Raw genomic sequence first — 16,002 nt, forward strand, 5'->3', positions numbered from 1 at the left:
CACCCGGCCTCGAAACCACCTCTTCCGCCAAATCTGCCTAGGAGAAAGCGCCGCACACCGCCCCTTCGGGCGCGCTGCGGCATCGCCACGACGACCCAAACAACAAAGGAGGCCAAAAGGCAGCCAAGCCATGAAGTGCAATCAACTGGTCGATGCGGGCCGACGCCATTTCCTGCGAGGTGCCCATTTTGTTCCGGCAATTTCATGTTTCGGTTTGCGGCACATCCTACCCGGGGGATGCATGAGGTCCATCCTGCAGTCTCTTGCCCTCAGATTCCCGCGCAACTCTGGCGTAACCGTAGCTTCATGGGCCGAGGTTTCGCCCATGAAATGCCCGCCATTTGTCAGAGCACTGGGACAGGGATGATGGCGAAAAGCAGAAATCGCCCCGCCACCACGACAAGATGAGTATCGTTTTACTCTCAGGGATCACGGTGCATCTGATCAGATCAGGCCGACAAGGTGCAACGCCATCCCGGCAAACGCGGCACCTGCAAGCACCTGGACCATGCCAATCTTTAGCCGGAACACCGCGATCAGTGCCAGAGCCGACAGGGCCGCCGCCATCCAGTCGATCGAGCCCATAACCGGCAGCTGAAGCGATACCGGCCCCGCCTGAACATCCGCCACCTGCCGCCAAATGACGTGAATGGCGAACCACAGCGCCAGGTTCAGGATCACCCCTACCACCGCCGCAGTGACGGCTGACAGCGCGGCAGACAAAGCGCGGTTCGCCCGCACCCCCTCCATGAAGGGTGCTCCGAGGAAGATCCAGGCAAAGCAAGGCGCAAACGTCACCCAGGTGGCGACCAGCCCGCCCACGGTGCCCGCTAGCAGCGGGGCCGCCCAGCCCGCCTCGCGCATCGCGCCCATGAAGCCCACGAATTGTAGCACCATAATCAGCGGGCCGGGCGTGGTTTCGGCCATACCCAACCCGTCGAGCATCTCACCGGGTTCGAGCCAGCCATAGGTTCCGACCGCCTCCTGCGCGACCCAGGCCAAGACCGCATAGGCCCCGCCAAAGGTCAGCAACGCCAGTTTTGAGAAATAGGTGGCGATGTCGGTGAAGACACTGCCGGGGGCGAGCACAACCAGCACCCCCACCGGCACCAGCCATAGCGCGATCATGGCCAGACCGGCGCGCAACGCCCCCGCCCGGGCGGCGGGCGGCAGCAAGACCTCTTCGCCCAGCAAGGTTTCAGCATCGGCGACATGCGCCTTGCCCGCCGCACCATGCTCCCCACCGCCGACAAAGGCTGCAAGTCCCGCTTTTGCACCCGCCCAGCCGATCATGGCCGCCACCGCCACGATCAGCGGGAAGGGCGCGCCAAAGGCGAAGATGGCGATGAAGGACGCCGCCGCGATCCCCCGCATCGCGTTGTTCTTCAGCGCTCGACGCCCCACCCGCACCACGGCCTGCAAGACGATGGCCAGCACCGCCGCCTTCAGCCCAAAGAACAGCGCCGCGACAAAGCCCACCTCGCCCCAGACCGCATAGATCCAGCTCAGCCCCATGATGGCCAGCATCCCGGGCAGGATGAACAGCCCGCCCGCGATCAGCGCGCCCCGGACCCCATGAATCAGCCAGCCAATATAGGTGGCGAGCTGCTGCGCCTCGGGGCCGGGCAGCAACATGCAGAAATTCAGCGCGTGCAGGAAACGGCCATCGCCCAGCCATTTCTTCTCCTCGACCAGAACACGGTGCATGACGGCGATCTGGCCCGCAGGGCCGCCGAACGAGAGGGCCGCGATGCGCGCCCAGACTCTGGCGGCTTCGCCAATGGTCGGAAAACCGGATGTGGGCGTCATTTCGCTGACTTTCCATGGCTTTGCCAGGTGTGGGTTTCCCCGGTAGCGTCGCGGCACCAGCGGTAGAAGGCGTCATACAGCGCCATCCCCGCCTCCAGCTGCTCCAGATCAGCGACATGCATCCGCGAAAGGCCAAGCGAGGCGGCAATAAGACCGGCGCATTCTGGTGCCAGATCTGGGCGCGCCGTGTCGGCCCCCCGCACGATCGTAGCCAGCCGGTCCAGTGCCGGGATCGACAGGTCAAATTCCGCAATCAGTGTATCGAAGGTGCAGGTCTCGCCGCGATGGCTCCAGAACACGCCGTCGATGTCATAAGGGGCGGCCCCGAAGGTCTCGGCCACTGCCTGAACCTCGGAGGGCGTAACATAGAGAAACACCGCGCGGGGGTCGATGAAGCGGCGGATCAGCCAGGGGCAGGCGATGCGATCAATCTTGGGGCGGGAACGGGTCACCCAGAGACTGCGGCCCGCTCCGTCCGGGCGGGGCAGCTTCGCCGGATCAAAGGTCGGCAGCCCGCCCGCAACCCAGGCGGCATGGCCGCCTTCCAGATATTCGGCGGCCAACCCCTCATGGCGTAGCCAGGCCGCGACACCCTGGCTGCGACCGTGCCCTTCAGCACAGACGACCAGAACCGGTCGACCGGGCGCTTCGCCCCTCAGTTCCCGCGCGAGGTGGGACAGCGCCTCGCGCACAAGCCCGGTTTCGGGCACGGCACGCGCGGTGGCGATCAATCGCGGGTCCGCGTTGCGCAGGGCATCACGGCGCACATCCAGCACGACAGGCGCCTTTGGCGTGCCGATTAGTTTAGACAGTTTTTCGCAGGTCATCGCATCAGGCGCAGGCATGTGCGTTCCCTCCTTGGGTTCAATGGAACGGGATTGGAACGCGAGTTTCAGCTGACGCCTCGTGGGGAGCTCGCGGATCCCCATATGGCGAACATGGCCTTATCACGCAGCAAGATGTCAAGATGGACGCCGTTCGATCTCTTGGACCTGTGATCCGGCAGGGCTGCCGGAACGCCCCTTTTTTGATGATCTTGGTTCTGCAGAAATCTGGCTTTGGCTTGGGGCTTCTGAGCGGTGAGATCGCAGTTGATCCTTTTCCTTCGAAGACCGAGCGGGCCGTGCTGGCTCCAGACCTTTGTTGCCCGGCCAATGCGGCAGGCCAACGGATGCCGCACTCATCGCCCGGCATCGAGGCCCGTGTTGACGCTCTGACGGCCTTGAGGACACTTGGCGCCATCTGTCAGAGCTCGGCACGTCAGCGACTGGTCCAAAGCCCGGAAAAAGCTGCAGACGGGTCCGTCAGACGCTGAACCTGATTTAGAGCCCTGCCGAAGCGCGGAAGCACACGAATATATATCAGTTCGGCAACCAGCTCGACCAATGTCTGCGTCACGATCACGGCCGGAAGCACAGGGATCGCACCCGGAACGGCGAGGGCCAACGGGAGCACCACCAAAGAGTTTCGGGTTGCGATCGAAAAGGACACAGCCCGGCCCGCAGCTGGCTGAAGAACAAAAATGCGTGCGGCACCCCATCCGATGAAGGGGGCCAGAACGGCAAAGGCGATGAAGATCGGCAGGGCTGACAGAGCATGGCGGCTGGCCGCTCCCAGAACCGGAACCGTCGCCGCCACGACCAAGAACAGAACCACCGCCGTCGCCGGAACCGGAAGAACACCAAGCCCGTCACTCACACGCCGCCCCGCCGCGTGTCGAGCGGCCCAGAGCTGAACAGCACCCGCACACATCAGCGGCACCGCGATCAGCCAAACGAAAGCATGGATAAACGGGCCGACATGCACCAGGTCTGCGGCCTCGCTGCCGAGGAACAGGCCAAGGAAAATCGGCAGCAGTGCCATTTGCACCACCAGCAGAAGCGGCGTCGACGACAACAGCAATCGCGCATCGGCCCGCCCGAGGTGGGCGAAAGTAATCACATAGTCGATACAGGGCGTCAGCAGCACCATGAGAATGCCAAGACGCAGCAGGGCATCGTCTATGGCGAGTTGCAGCAACAGGAATACAAGCACCGGAACGGCGATGAAGTTACCGGCGAGAAGGGCGCACAGAAAACGCATCTCCCGGAACCCGCGCCCGATGTCCGGCAAGGGAACCTGCAGAAACGTGACGAACAACATGAAGGCAAGCGCCGGGTTGATCGCGCCTTCCAGTGCGGTTGTGCCTGACACAGTGATACCGGTGATTGCGGCAAGGCCGACAGCCGCGAAGTAAATCCATACTTGTTGGCGTTCCAGAATATCGCGCATAGGGTTTCCTTGCCGTGGCCAGAGGCGGGCAGTGGTCATATAAATTAAGATATATCAGTGAGTTGTTCGCGTTGGTTTGCCTTCGCACTTGGCTAACAAGGCGATCGCCTCATCACAGTGTTTGCAGTGGCCTTGGCAGCAATCATGCATAAGGAAAGCCACAAGAGATGACAGCTGCGAGAATCGGGCGCTGTAGATGATCGACTTGCCATCGCGCCGGCTCTGGACCAAGCCCGCGTTCTCCAACTCTCTCAGATGAAATGATGTCCGCTGAGGCGAGCCATCCAGGTTTTCAGCGATGGATCCCGACGCCAACCCATCCGCACCCGCAGTGACCAGCATCCGAATGATCCTAAGCCGGGTTTCCTGGGCAATAGCTGCAAACCCACGAAGAGCTTCGCCCTGATTCATTCAAATACTCCCTTTAGTGTTTTATCGTATGATGGGTAAGATTTTGCAAGGATAGATGAAAAGTCGTGTGTCATGTGAATGATGCGATGATCACGTTCGTGACCCGAGCAACTGCGTAGGCCGACGCAATGTCAACCAAGGCGCGTTTTGGTGCAGGTGCCTCCTGGCCGATCCGGCTGCTATCCGCAGTCACCACCGTTACCAAAACAGCTTGAGCCCGGACCCGGCCAGTAGAAGCGCGAGAATGACCCGAAGCCATTTATCAGACAGAAACCGACTGCCGAGCATCGCACCGGCGAGGCCGCCTATGGCAACCGCCACCATCCAGATCGGCGCGGAACCCGATATTTGTGGCCAGAACGCATAGGCCCCGATCAACGCCGCAGCCGAGTTGACCAGGTTATAGATGGCCGTCGTGGCTGCGGTCTGGCGGGCGTCCGCCCAGTTCATCGCGAGGATAATCGGTGCCAGGAAGACGCCGCCGCCGGTGCCGGTTGTTCCGGAGATGAAGCCAATAACCGCACCGGTGATCAGCGCAGGCACGAATGGCGGATGGTCGGGCGCCCGGGTTGTGGTTGTTCCGCGGGTCAGCGCGCTGCGCGCCATCAGCAGGCCTGACAGCATCAAAATGGTGCCTACGAGCGGATAATATGCCCCGGCACCCAGATTCACGGACCCGCCAAGCACTGAGAACGGAAAGCCGAGTAATGCGAAAGGATACAGATTTCGCCAGGAAAGCTGCGCGGCCCTTTGGAACATGAAAGTCCCTATGGCAGCGACCACCAAGTTCAGCGCCAACGCAGTGATCTTCATCTCCAGTGGCGGCAATCCAAGAATGGCCATCAGCGCGATGTAGCCGGTGGCGCCGGCCTGACCCACCGCAGCGTAGATCAGCGCGACCAGGAAGAATGCCAGGATCACTTCAGCTGGTCTTCTGCGAGGTGGCGCAACCATCGGCCACCGCACCGGGAAGGCATAGGCGCCCGCCGCAGCAATCCTCCATGAGGAACCGCAGGAGGCCGTTCAGCGCATCGAACTCGGCGGTATAGAGGATCGATCGGCTTTCGCGGCGAGAGGATACCAGGCCCGCGCGCTCCAGCTCCTTCACATGAAAACTGACGTTGGAGGCGGTGACTCCGGCCTGTTCGGCGATCAGGCCAGCGGCCAGACCCTCCGGCCCCGCCACGACCAGCATCCGCAGGATGCGCAGGCGGGTTTCCTGAGACAGGGCCCCGAAGGACAAGAGCGCTTGACGTTCATCCATTATTTGACGATCCTAGAAGTGTCGAATCAATAGGTATCGCAAATGACGGTCCAAAGCAACATCGGCGCGCCGACCGGCGCGGCCGACCCGAAAGATATCACCATCGGCGAGCTTCTCGATGCCCTCCGCAACGTCGAGGATCGGCCCCTGGTCTTCACCTATGACGGCCAGGAGGTGCGAACGGGTTTTCACGTCACCGAGGTGAAGGTCGGCCAGTTCCGCGCTCTGGATTGCGGCGGAAACCCCGAGGCCTGGACGGAGATCTTCGTGCAGCTTTGGGACGTCAACGAGGATCGGGCCCATATGCCCGCAGGGCTTTTCACCCGGATCATCGGCAAGGTGATCGATCATGTCTCTCTCGACCCACAGGCGAAACTGACCTTCGAGGTCAGTAATGCGGTAAGGCCGATGCAGCTGCATCGGGCGGCTTACCCCAGCCTCGCGGACGACCGCGTGATCGTTGCGCTGTCACCGCGCCCGGCAAGCTGCAAACCACGCGACCGCTGGCTTGATGACCAGAAGGCCGCTTCGGCCTGCTGCGCACCCGTGGCGAAACAGAGCTGCTGCGGGTGATGTGGGAATGGACGTCATCATCTACCACAATCCGGAATGTGGCACCTCCCGGAACACACTCGGGCTGATCCGCAATGCCGGTATCGAGCCGCATGTGATCGAATATCTGAAGACCCCGCCGTCGCGGATCATGCTGGAGAGCCTGGTGGCGCGGATGGCAACCCCGCTGCGCGCGCTGCTGCGCGAAAAGGGCACGCCCTTCGCGGACTTGGGTCTTGGCGACCCAGCACTGACGGAGGCGCAGATCCTCGACGCGATGCTGGAACATCCGATCCTGATCAACCGTCCCATCGTAGTGAGCCCCAAGGGGGTGCGCCTCTGCCGCCCCTCCGAGGCGGTGCTGGATCTCTTACCGCCCCAGCTGGGCGCATTCTCGAAAGAAGACGGCGAGCCGGTGGTCGATGCGAATGGAAATCGCGTCCTGCCGGAAGCGCCCTGAACGGAGTCTACCCATGTCCTCCCCGCAACCGACCCGGCGGCTGTCCTTTCTGGACCGCTGGCTGACGCTCTGGATCTTCGTAGCCATGACGATCGGCATCGCCCTGGGCACCGTATTGCCCGGGCTGCCGGACGCGCTCAACGGCCTTTCGATTGGCACGACCAATATCCCGATCGCCATCGGCCTGATCCTGATGATGTATCCGCCGCTGGCCAAGGTCAGGTATGAGGAACTGCCGCGGGTGTTCCAGGATCGCCGGGTGCTGATCCTGTCCCTGATCCAGAACTGGATCATTGGCCCGGTCCTGATGTTTGTGCTCGCGGTGATCTTCCTGCATGATCAGCCGGAATACATGACCGGGCTGATCCTGATCGGGCTGGCGCGCTGCATCGCCATGGTGCTGGTCTGGAACCAGCTTGCCCGTGGCGACAGCCAGTATGTGGCCGCGCTGGTCGCTTTCAACTCGGTATTCCAGATCCTGTTCTTCTCGGCCTACGCCTGGTTCTTCCTGTCCGTCCTGCCGCCGCTGTTCGGGCTGGAGGGAAGCGTGATCGACGTGAGCTTCTGGACGATCACCGAGGCGGTGCTGATCTATCTTGGGATCCCGTTCCTGGCCGGGTTCCTGACCCGCCGGATCCTTGTGGGGCGCATGGGCGAGGCCTGGTATGAAACCGTCTTCCTGCCGCGCATCGGCCCGGTCACCCTGGCGGCGCTTCTCTTCACCATCGTGGCGATGTTCAGTCTGAAGGGCGGCGATGTGGTCGCGCTGCCGATGGATGCCCTGCGCATCGCCGTGCCGCTCGCGCTCTACTTCATCATCCAGTTCCTGGTCAGCTTCGCCATGGGCCGGATGATCCAGGCGGATTACCCGCGCACCACCGCCATCGCCTTCACGGCGGCCGGGAACAATTTCGAGCTGGCGATCGCCGTGGCCATCGCCGCCTTCGGCCTTGCCTCTCCCGTGGCCTTTGCGGCCGTGATCGGCCCGCTGGTCGAGGTGCCCGCGCTGATCCTGCTGGTCCATGTCGCCCTCCGGCTCGGTCGGCGCTGGTTCCCGGACGCGCCTCCGGCTGAGGAGGTCCGCGCATGACCGAACTGCCGAACCTGACCGATGCCGTTCAGCTGCCGTCTCTGGCGGGACTGACCGGCCCCGCATCCAGCCACCCGCCCCGCATTCTCCTGCTCTATGGCTCCCTGAGGGAACGGTCCTACAGCCGCTTTCTCACCCAGGAAGCGGAACGGTTGCTGCGACATTTCGGCTGTGAAACGCGGGTGTTCGACCCCAAGGGGCTGCCCTTACCGGATGAAACCGATGCCGATCACCCGAAGGTGCAGGAGCTGCGCGAGTTGTGCCTCTGGTCCGAGGGCCAGGTCTGGACCAGCCCGGAACGCCACGGCGCGATGACCGGCGTGATGAAAAGCCAGATTGACTGGATCCCGCTCTCCATGGGCGCGATCCGTCCGACCCAGGGCCGGACACTGGCGGTCATGCAGGTTTCGGGCGGGAGCCAAAGTTTCAATGCGGTCAATCAGATGCGCATCCTCCGGCGCTGGATGCGGATGCTGACCATCCCGAACCAGTCCTCGGTCGCCAAGGCCTATGAAGAGTTCGACGCGGCAGGAAGGATGCGGCAATCGCCCTATTACGACCGGGTGGTCGATGTGATGGAAGAGCTGGTAAAGTTCACCCTTCTGACCCGGGACATCTCCGGGCACCTCACCGACCGCTACAGCGAACGCAAAGAGGCGGCGGCCAAATTGCATGACCGCCTGAATCTCGGGGCCGCAACGTGAGGCAAGCCCCGGTCGTGGCCGCCCTGGGCGTCACGCAGATCATCGGATACGGGTCGATCTATTACGCCTATCCGATCCTTGCGCCCGCGATAGCGGCCGAGTTCGGCGCTCAGGAGCCGGTCCTTTTCGGCATCCTGTCTGCGGGCCTTCTCCTTGGCGGGCTGGCCTCTCCGGTGCTCGGTCGTCAAATTGACCGGTTCGGCGGGGCGCAGGTCATGTGCGCGGGCAGCCTGGCGATGGCGCTTCTGAGCCTGCTCATCGCCGGATCCCCGAACATCTATGTATTCGGGGGCCTGACACTTCTGATCGAGCTCCTTAGCTTTGCGGTCCTCTATGATGCCGCGTTTTCGGTGCTGGCCCAGAAGAGGCCCAATGACACGCGGCGCGCGATCACCAATCTGACCCTGATCGCAGGCTTCGCCTCGACGCTCTTTTGGCCCCTTTCCGGTTGGCTTGTCGGAGAGGTCGGATGGCAGGGGGCCTACCTAGTCTTTGCGGCCCTTCACCTGCTCCTAGCCGCTCCCCTGCACGGCTGGATTTTCGCGACGCCACATGTGAACGAAAAGACGTCACTTGAAGAGCAGAGGCCGAAACCAGACGAGAGATACGTCCCCCTCGAGGGTCGAACCGCACGGCGCGCCTTCATCCTTCTTGGGATCGCCTTCGGCCTCACCGGCATGGCGATCTCGGCCCTGGGTGTCCACCTCGTCCTCGCACTTCAGTCGCTCGGTCTCGGCAGCTCGGCCTACCTGATTGCCATGCTGATGGGGCCGGCACAGGTCGCCATTCGGGTGGTGGACGCCACCCTGTGGCGCAACCAGCATCCTCTCCTTGTCGCCATCGTGTCCAGTGCGGCCATCCCCGCGGCGCTCGCCCTCCTGCTCCTGCCGGGGCCGGCAATGATCCTGGCAGTTTGCTTTGCGATCAGTTTTGGCGCGGGTCAGGGCCTGTCGAGCATCGTGCGCGGCGCAGTGCCGGTGGCGTTGTTCGGGACGGCCGGCATGGGGCAGCGGCTGGGGCGCCTAGCCGCCATACGCAGCATGCTCGGAGCGGCGGCACCCTTCCTCTTCTCCTGGATCGCGACAGCACTCTCCATCCAGCTTGCGATCGGGTTCGCGTTGTTGGTCGCAATCACTGGCCTGGTAGCACTAATGTCGCTGCGGCTTGAGCTGCGAATTCGCGTTAACTGATCAAAGGAACGTTAACATCGGTTGGGCCTGCGCTGTGCCGTCTTTTCCAATCACGATAGAAACGACATATGTTTCGCCAGAATGCACCGAGGGCGACCGTTTCGGTGGTGACTTCGTGACCGCCATGCTGCGCTGCCCGTACCGCAGATGCTCCGCAACTCGAAATGCTGCGCCTCGTGCCCAGTGGCCGCTTCGGAGAATGCTGCCGCGCAGCAACAGTGCGGCTCGACTGGCTGGTAAGGGCCGCGCCTAACGCTGCACAAACGAGCGGCCTCTGTGCTGCGGTCTGCCTGAGTGTCGGCGATGGGCTCTTTACGACGAGAGGGCAGTGAGTTCCTCCTCTTGATCGGGGTCTTGATTTCGGCGCCTCCCGGCATTGCCGGGACCGGGCTCAGGTCCTGGCGGACGGAAGCCAGCGGCGCCGTCTTCCCCCTTTCGGGCAAAGATCCCTGACGCAGGACCCGCCAGAGGCGGGGTCCTCCGAGTGATGTGCCGCGGCGACCGCGCCGAGGCTACGAGTCTGTCCGGTTCAACGTGAGAGGTCGAGAGGGGGCCGGAACGGGCAGGTTCCGGGCGGTTGAGAGAGAGCGCTGTCCAGGACCGTCCCGCACTCTGCTCTCCCGAGGGTCTCCCTGATGAACGATCTGTCCCCCGCGACCACGGCGCAAGCGCTGGTCGCGCCCTCTCCTGTTCTATCCGCCCCCTGCATTCTCGCTGCGGCCGAGGCGCTTCTTCCGCATCTCGAACGCGGCCAGCGTATCGACAGCACGATTCTGCGTGGCGTCATGGAAACCGCTTTCGGTGCCTCAGACGCTTCCGGCCTCTGGGACTGGAAAGACGCCTATGACGCATGTGAAGTCGCCACAGTCCTCTTGCTGCGCAAATTCGGCCGCGCACTGTTCCGCAAAGCAGCAGCGCCCGAGGCGCGTCTCGCGGCGCTGACGAAAATCGCGGGTCTGCTGCCGACCCATACAAGGCGTTCCGAGGAAAGCCAGGCGCTTCAGCAGTTCAGCACGCCTCTTCCGCTGGGCCTCGCGGCTGTCACCGCTGCGGCGATCACGCCTGCGGATGTCGTGCTGGAGCCCTCGGCCGGCACCGGCCTGATGGCAATCCTTGCCGACATCGCCGGCGGCAGCCTCGCGCTCAACGAACTGGCCGAGACCCGCGCGGATCTCCTTTCCGCCCTCTTTCCGGCCCAGCCTGTCACCCGGTTCGATGCCGCGCAGATCCACGACCACCTTGATGCCGGAGTGGTGCCATCAGTGGTGCTGATGAACCCGCCCTTCTCGGTGCTGGCCAATGTGACAACCCGCGTGGCCGATGCCGCCTTCCGCCATATCGCTTCCGCTCTGGCGCGGCTGGCCCCCGGCGGGCGGTTGGTGACCATCACCGGTGCGGGCTTCGGCCCCGAGGCTCCGGCCTGGCGCGATGCTTTCATCCGGCTGCAAGAGCAGGGCCGCGTGGTCTTCACCGCCGCAATTGATGGCGCGGTCTACGCGAAGCACGGCACCACGTTCGACACCCGACTGACGGTGATCGACAAGATCCCGGCAGAGGATCCTTCCTCCCTCCCGGCCTCTTCCGGCATCGCCCCTGATGTCGCGACCCTGCTCGGTTGGATCACTGCCCAGGTGCCGCAGCGCTGCCTGGTCGATCTGCCCCGGCCACCGGCACCGACAGCACCGGCCGCCGCCCGCACGGTGCGCTCCTACCTTGCTCGGGCCGGTGCGACGAAGTCTCCTCGGGTTACATCGACCAGTTCCGATGCCGTCGAACTCGCCTATGACACGCTGGACTGGACGCCGCCCGAAGCGGCACGGCTCTCGGACGCGATCTATGAAGAATACGCGCTGCAGGTGATCCGCATTCCCGGCGCGGCCCCGCATCCGACCAAACTCGTGCAATCCGCCGCCATGGCCTCGGTCGCGCCACCCCGTCCTTCCTACCGGCCCCTGCTTCCCGCCGACATCTGCACGCGTCTATCGGACGCGCAGCTCGAGACGGTGATCTATGCTGGCGAGGCGCACAGCGACCATCTCGCGGGCTCCTGGACGCTGGACGAGACCCTGGACAAGGTCAGCGCCGCCGCACCAGATGCGGCTGGCGCTGTCCGCTTCCGGCGCGGCTTCATGCTGGGCGATGGCACGGGCGCGGGCAAAGGCCGGCAATCGGCCGGGATTATCCTCAACAATTGGCTGCGGGGGCGGCGCAAAGCGCTCTGGATCTCCAAATCCGACAAGCTGATCGAAGATGCACAGCGCGATTGGTCGGCCCTCGGGCAAGAGAAGCTGCTGATCACGCCGCTTTCCCGCTTCGCGCAGGGTAAGGCGATCACCCTGTCGGAAGGCATCCTCTTCACCACCTATGCCACGCTGCGCTCGGATGATCGGGGTGAGAAAGTCTCGCGTGTCCGCCAGATCGTAGATTGGCTGGGGTCGGATTTCAACGGGGTGGTCATCTTCGATGAAAGCCACGCGATGCAGAACGCCGCCGGTGGCAAGGGCGAGCGCGGCGACGTGGCTGCCTCGCAGCAGGGCAGGGCGGGTCTGCGGCTACAGCACGCGCTGCCCGATGCGCGCGTGGTCTATGTCTCCGCAACCGGGGCGACGACGATGCACAATCTCGCTTATGCGCAGCGCCTTGGCCTCTGGGGCGGTGCAGACTTCCCGTTTGCGACCCGGGCCGAGTTCGTCGAGGCGATCGAGGCCGGCGGTGTCGCGGCCATGGAGGTGCTGGCGCGCGATCTGCGCTCGCTCGGCCTCTACACTGCGCGGTCGCTCTCCTATGACGGGGTCGAATACGAGCTGATCGAGCACCAGCTGACCGCGGAGCAGCGTCGGGTCTATGATTCTTATGCCGGGGCCTTCGCAGTCATTCATAACAATCTCGACGCGGCAATGGAGGCGGCGAACATCACCGGCTCGGATGGCACGCTGAACCGTCAGGCCAAATCCGCAGCGCGTTCGGCCTTCGAGAGCACCAAACAGCGCTTCTTCGGCCATCTGCTGACTTCGATGAAGACGCCGACCCTGCTTCGCTCGATCACGGAAGATCTGGAAGCGGGCCATGCCGCCGTCATCCAGATCGTCTCGACCGGCGAGGCGCTGATGGAACGGCGGCTGGCCGAGATCCCGACCGAGGAATGGAATGACCTGAACACGGACCTGTCGCCTCGCGAGTACGTCATGAGCTACCTGCAGCATTCCTTCCCGGTTCAGCTCTACGAGCCGTTCAGTGATGGCGAAGGCAATGTCAGCTCGCGGCCGGTGTTCCGCGATGGCCAGCCCGTCGAAAGCCGCGAGGCGGTATCCCGACGCGATGCCATGATAGAGCATCTGGCGGGCCTGCCGCCGGTGCCGGGGGCGCTCGACCAGATCGTTCAGCATTTTGGCACCGAGATGGTGGCGGAGGTGACGGGCCGCTCGCGGCGGATCATTCGCAAGGGCGAAGGCCCGGCAGCGCGGCTGGCGGTCGAGAACCGCGCACCCTCGGCTAATCTCGCCGAGACCCAGGCCTTCATGGATGACGGCAAGCGCATCCTGGTCTTCTCGGATGCGGGTGGCACGGGCCGCAGCTATCACGCCGAGCTCTCGGCCAAAAATCAGCGGCTGCGCGTGCATTACCTGCTGGAGCCGGGCTGGAAGGCTGACACGGCCATTCAAGGACTTGGGCGCACCAACCGCACCAATCAGGCGCAGCCGCCCCTGTTTCGGCCGATTGCCACCGACGTGAAAGCCGAGAAGCGCTTCCTCAGCACCATCGCGCGCCGCCTCGATACGCTCGGGGCAATCACCCGTGGGCAGCGCCAGACCGGCGGGCAGGGGCTGTTCCGGCCCGAGGATAATCTGGAAAGCCCCTATGCCCGGGCCGCGTTGCGCCAGCTTTACCTCCTGCTGGTGCGCGGCAAGGTCGAGGGCTGCTCGCTGGAGCGCTTTGAATCCGCCACCGGCCTGAAGCTGATGGATTCGAACGGCATCAAGGACGAATTGCCGCCGATCACCACTTTCCTCAACCGCCTGCTGGCTCTGACCATCGACCTGCAGGGCATCCTCTTCACCGCCTTCGAGCAGCTGCTTGAGGCGAAGGTCGAGGGTGCAATGGCGGCCGGGATCTATGATCTGGGTCTCGAGACGCTGAAGGCCGAAAGCTTCACCGTCACTGATCGGCAGGTGATCTACACCCACCCCGGCACCGGGGCCGAGACCCGGCTTCTGACCATCACCGAGCGGCGGCGCAACATGCCCCTGCTGCTCGATGCCGCGCTCGACGAGTTGGACGATCCGCGCGCCGTGCTTCTGGTCAACAGCCGCTCTGGCAGGGCAGCCGTGCAGGTACCGACCACCTCGATCATGCTAGACGATGGCGAGATCGAACGCCGTGTGCGCTTGATCCGGCCGATGGAAGCCTTCAGCATGTCGATCAGGATGATGAGTGACACGCTTTGGGTTGAGACTGACAGAAAGAGCTTCGCGGCCGCCTGGCGCGCGGAGGTAGCCGATGTGCCGGAGTTCTCGGATGCCACGCTGCATGTGGTCTCGGGGCTACTTCTTCCGGTCTGGAAGCGCCTGCCGCAGGATGAAACCCGCGTCTATCGCCTGCAGACCGATGACGGCGAGCGGATCATCGGCCGCCGGGTCTCGCCCGCCTGGGCCGCGAACGCCACCGCAAGCGGGGCCCCCAGCCTGACCCCGGATCAGGCCTACGCCGCATTGCTCGACGGGCGGACCGTCCTCGATCTTGCCGAAGGCCTGCAACTGCGCCGCTCGCGGGTGATGGGCGCCAACCGGATCGAACTGACCGGCTTCTCGGAGGCGATGCGCGAGCGGCTACGGGCCTGGGGTCTCTTCAGCGAGATCATCTCCTGGAAGCTGCGCTTTTTCGTGCCGGTCGGCGCGAATGGCACCGAGATCCTCGGCAAGCTGCTGGCGGTCTATCCGATCAGCCGTATCACCGAGCGCGAGGCGGCGTAATGGCCCGCATCGATGCCGCCGATCTGTCGCAGCGTCTCGGCCAACAGGCCGAGGCGGTGTGCCGGCACTATCTGTCGAATGGCCGCAAACAGGGCAACTATTGGCAGGTCGGCGATGTGCGCAATGAACCGGGGCGGTCGATGTTCGTCCGCCTCACCGGGCCAGCCTCGGGCAAGGGGGCAGCAGGTAAGTGGACCGACGGCCAGAGCGGCGAGCATGGCGACCTGCTAGATGTGATCCGCGAAAGCCTTGGCCTCAGCGACTTCGCCGATGTTGCCGAGGAAGCCCGGCGGTTCCTCTGCCTGCCGCAGATGGACCCAGTACCAGAGGCGAAGACGCACAGATCGGCACCGGCGCCCTCTGGATCATCTGACGCTGCAGACCGGCTCTGGCGCATATCCCGGTCTATCCGAAGCACGCTGGCAGGCACCTATTTACGCAAGCGCGGCCTGACGGATCTGCGCGACACGGACAGCCTCCGCTTCCACCCTGACTGCTATTACCGTCCGGGGGGCGAGGGTCCAACCGAGACCTGGCCCGCGCTGATCGCCAGGATCACCGACCTCGAAGGCAAGCTCACCGGCGTCCACCGCACCTGGCTCACCCGCGATGGCAGCGGGAAAGCGCCTCTCGACCCGCCGCGCAAGGCGATGGGGGACCTGCTCGGCAACGCAGTCCGGTTTGGTCAGGCGCAAGATGTGATGGCGGCAGGGGAGGGCATCGAGACTGTGCTCTCGCTGCGTCAGATCTTGCCCAAGATGCCGATGGTCGCGGCTCTCTCGGCGGGACATCTCGCAGCCATCCTCTTCCCGGCAACTCTGCGCAGGCTCTATATCATCCGCGACAATGATCCGGCCGGCGACGGGGCGCGGGACAGTCTGATCGCCCGGGCGCACGAGGCCGGTATCGAACCCATCACGCTCTCGCCCATGTTGGGGGATTTCAACGACGATCTCATGGGGCCGGGTCTGGAGGCACTTCGGGCGCAGGTCCGGGGGCAACTCGCCCCAGAGGATGTCAGCCGCTTCATGACCCTTCGCTGATCCGCCGGAATGGGGAGGGTGATCGGGCGGGTGCGCTCCTGCCCGGGCAGACAGAGGGAGCAACCCCCTTCGGCAGGAGGACCGCGCCGAGGCCTTCTCAGAGGGCGAGCGGCCCACAAACGCTCCGGCCCGGCAATGGCAGCGCCCGACTGATTTCCGTCGGCGGGGCAAGCCCCGCCTTTACATCGCGAAGCATATGTGGACACCCCCTTCGTCAAGTCTTTCCTCAATGCGTGTC

At 64.0% G+C, this 16,002-nt stretch carries 14 protein-coding genes; 7 read left to right on the forward strand and 7 right to left on the reverse strand.

What is annotated here, in order from left to right; translation table 11 throughout:
• Window positions 1-444: 444 nt before the first annotated feature.
• The 6 genes from chrA to RT513_RS19415 form a co-directional block, all read right to left on the reverse strand.
• A complete protein-coding gene (gene chrA / locus RT513_RS19390) occupies window positions 445-1,809 on the reverse strand; it encodes a chromate efflux transporter (protein ID WP_035714855.1) in 1,365 nt (454 codons plus the stop codon).
• A complete protein-coding gene (locus RT513_RS19395; protein WP_035714857.1) occupies window positions 1,806-2,654 on the reverse strand; it encodes a chromate resistance protein ChrB domain-containing protein in 849 nt (282 codons plus the stop codon). The genes chrA and RT513_RS19395 overlap by 4 nt, the downstream gene beginning before the upstream one ends.
• Window positions 2,655-3,069: 415 nt before the next feature.
• Entirely contained in the window at window positions 3,070-4,080 is a 1,011-nt protein-coding gene (locus RT513_RS19400; RefSeq protein WP_051911459.1) for an arsenic resistance protein, read from the reverse strand.
• Window positions 4,081-4,134: 54 nt separating this feature from the next.
• Window positions 4,135-4,491, reverse strand: coding sequence for an ArsR/SmtB family transcription factor (locus tag RT513_RS19405; RefSeq protein ID WP_035714858.1), 357 nt, complete (start codon window positions 4,489-4,491; stop codon window positions 4,135-4,137).
• A 198-nt stretch (window positions 4,492-4,689) separates the two neighbouring features.
• Window positions 4,690-5,412, reverse strand: a complete 723-nt coding sequence (locus RT513_RS19410) for a sulfite exporter TauE/SafE family protein (protein WP_248700133.1) — start codon at window positions 5,410-5,412, stop codon at window positions 4,690-4,692.
• A 1-nt stretch (window position 5,413) separates the two neighbouring features.
• On the reverse strand, window positions 5,414-5,755 hold the full coding sequence (locus tag RT513_RS19415; RefSeq protein ID WP_035714861.1) for an ArsR/SmtB family transcription factor: 342 nt from the start codon (window positions 5,753-5,755) through the stop codon (window positions 5,414-5,416).
• 42 nt (window positions 5,756-5,797) lie between these two features.
• Here RT513_RS19415 and RT513_RS19420 point away from each other — a divergent pair, with 42 nt between their 5' ends.
• Genes RT513_RS19420 through RT513_RS19440 form a run of 5 tightly spaced genes read left to right on the forward strand, consistent with a single transcriptional unit; the run spans window position 5,798 to window position 9,751 of the window.
• Window positions 5,798-6,328 (forward strand): DUF6428 family protein, encoded by a 531-nt coding sequence (locus RT513_RS19420; protein WP_313534349.1) that lies wholly within the window; start codon window positions 5,798-5,800, stop codon window positions 6,326-6,328.
• A 7-nt stretch (window positions 6,329-6,335) separates the two neighbouring features.
• Window positions 6,336-6,767 (forward strand): arsenate reductase (glutaredoxin), encoded by a 432-nt coding sequence (arsC, locus tag RT513_RS19425; RefSeq protein ID WP_035714863.1) that lies wholly within the window; start codon window positions 6,336-6,338, stop codon window positions 6,765-6,767.
• A gap of 13 nt (window positions 6,768-6,780) precedes the next feature.
• Entirely contained in the window at window positions 6,781-7,857 is a 1,077-nt protein-coding gene (gene arsB / locus RT513_RS19430) for an ACR3 family arsenite efflux transporter (RefSeq protein ID WP_035714866.1), read from the forward strand.
• Window positions 7,854-8,561, forward strand: coding sequence for an arsenical resistance protein ArsH (gene arsH / locus RT513_RS19435; RefSeq protein ID WP_035714868.1), 708 nt, complete (start codon window positions 7,854-7,856; stop codon window positions 8,559-8,561). The genes arsB and arsH overlap by 4 nt, the downstream gene beginning before the upstream one ends.
• A complete protein-coding gene (locus tag RT513_RS19440) occupies window positions 8,558-9,751 on the forward strand; it encodes an MFS transporter (protein WP_035714870.1) in 1,194 nt (397 codons plus the stop codon). Before arsH ends, RT513_RS19440 begins: the two co-directional genes overlap by 4 nt.
• Window positions 9,752-10,557: 806 nt before the next feature.
• On the opposite strand, the gene RT513_RS19445 is transcribed toward RT513_RS19440, so the two are convergent.
• A complete protein-coding gene (locus RT513_RS19445; RefSeq protein ID WP_290688409.1) occupies window positions 10,558-10,989 on the reverse strand; it encodes a hypothetical protein in 432 nt (143 codons plus the stop codon).
• A 141-nt stretch (window positions 10,990-11,130) separates the two neighbouring features.
• Between RT513_RS19445 and RT513_RS19450 the strand changes: the two genes are divergently transcribed.
• Both RT513_RS19450 and RT513_RS19455 read left to right on the forward strand, forming a co-directional pair.
• The gene (locus RT513_RS19450) at window positions 11,131-14,721 is read left to right on the forward strand and encodes a strawberry notch-like NTP hydrolase domain-containing protein (protein ID WP_290688407.1); all 3,591 of its coding nucleotides are present in this window, start codon (window positions 11,131-11,133) and stop codon (window positions 14,719-14,721) included.
• Entirely contained in the window at window positions 14,721-15,764 is a 1,044-nt protein-coding gene (locus RT513_RS19455) for a toprim domain-containing protein (RefSeq protein ID WP_290688405.1), read from the forward strand. Before RT513_RS19450 ends, RT513_RS19455 begins: the two co-directional genes overlap by 1 nt.
• Window positions 15,765-16,002: the final 238 nt, after the last annotated feature.

It is taken from the genome of Haematobacter sp., from assembly GCF_032102465.1.
Lineage (GTDB): Bacteria > Pseudomonadota > Alphaproteobacteria > Rhodobacterales > Rhodobacteraceae > Haematobacter.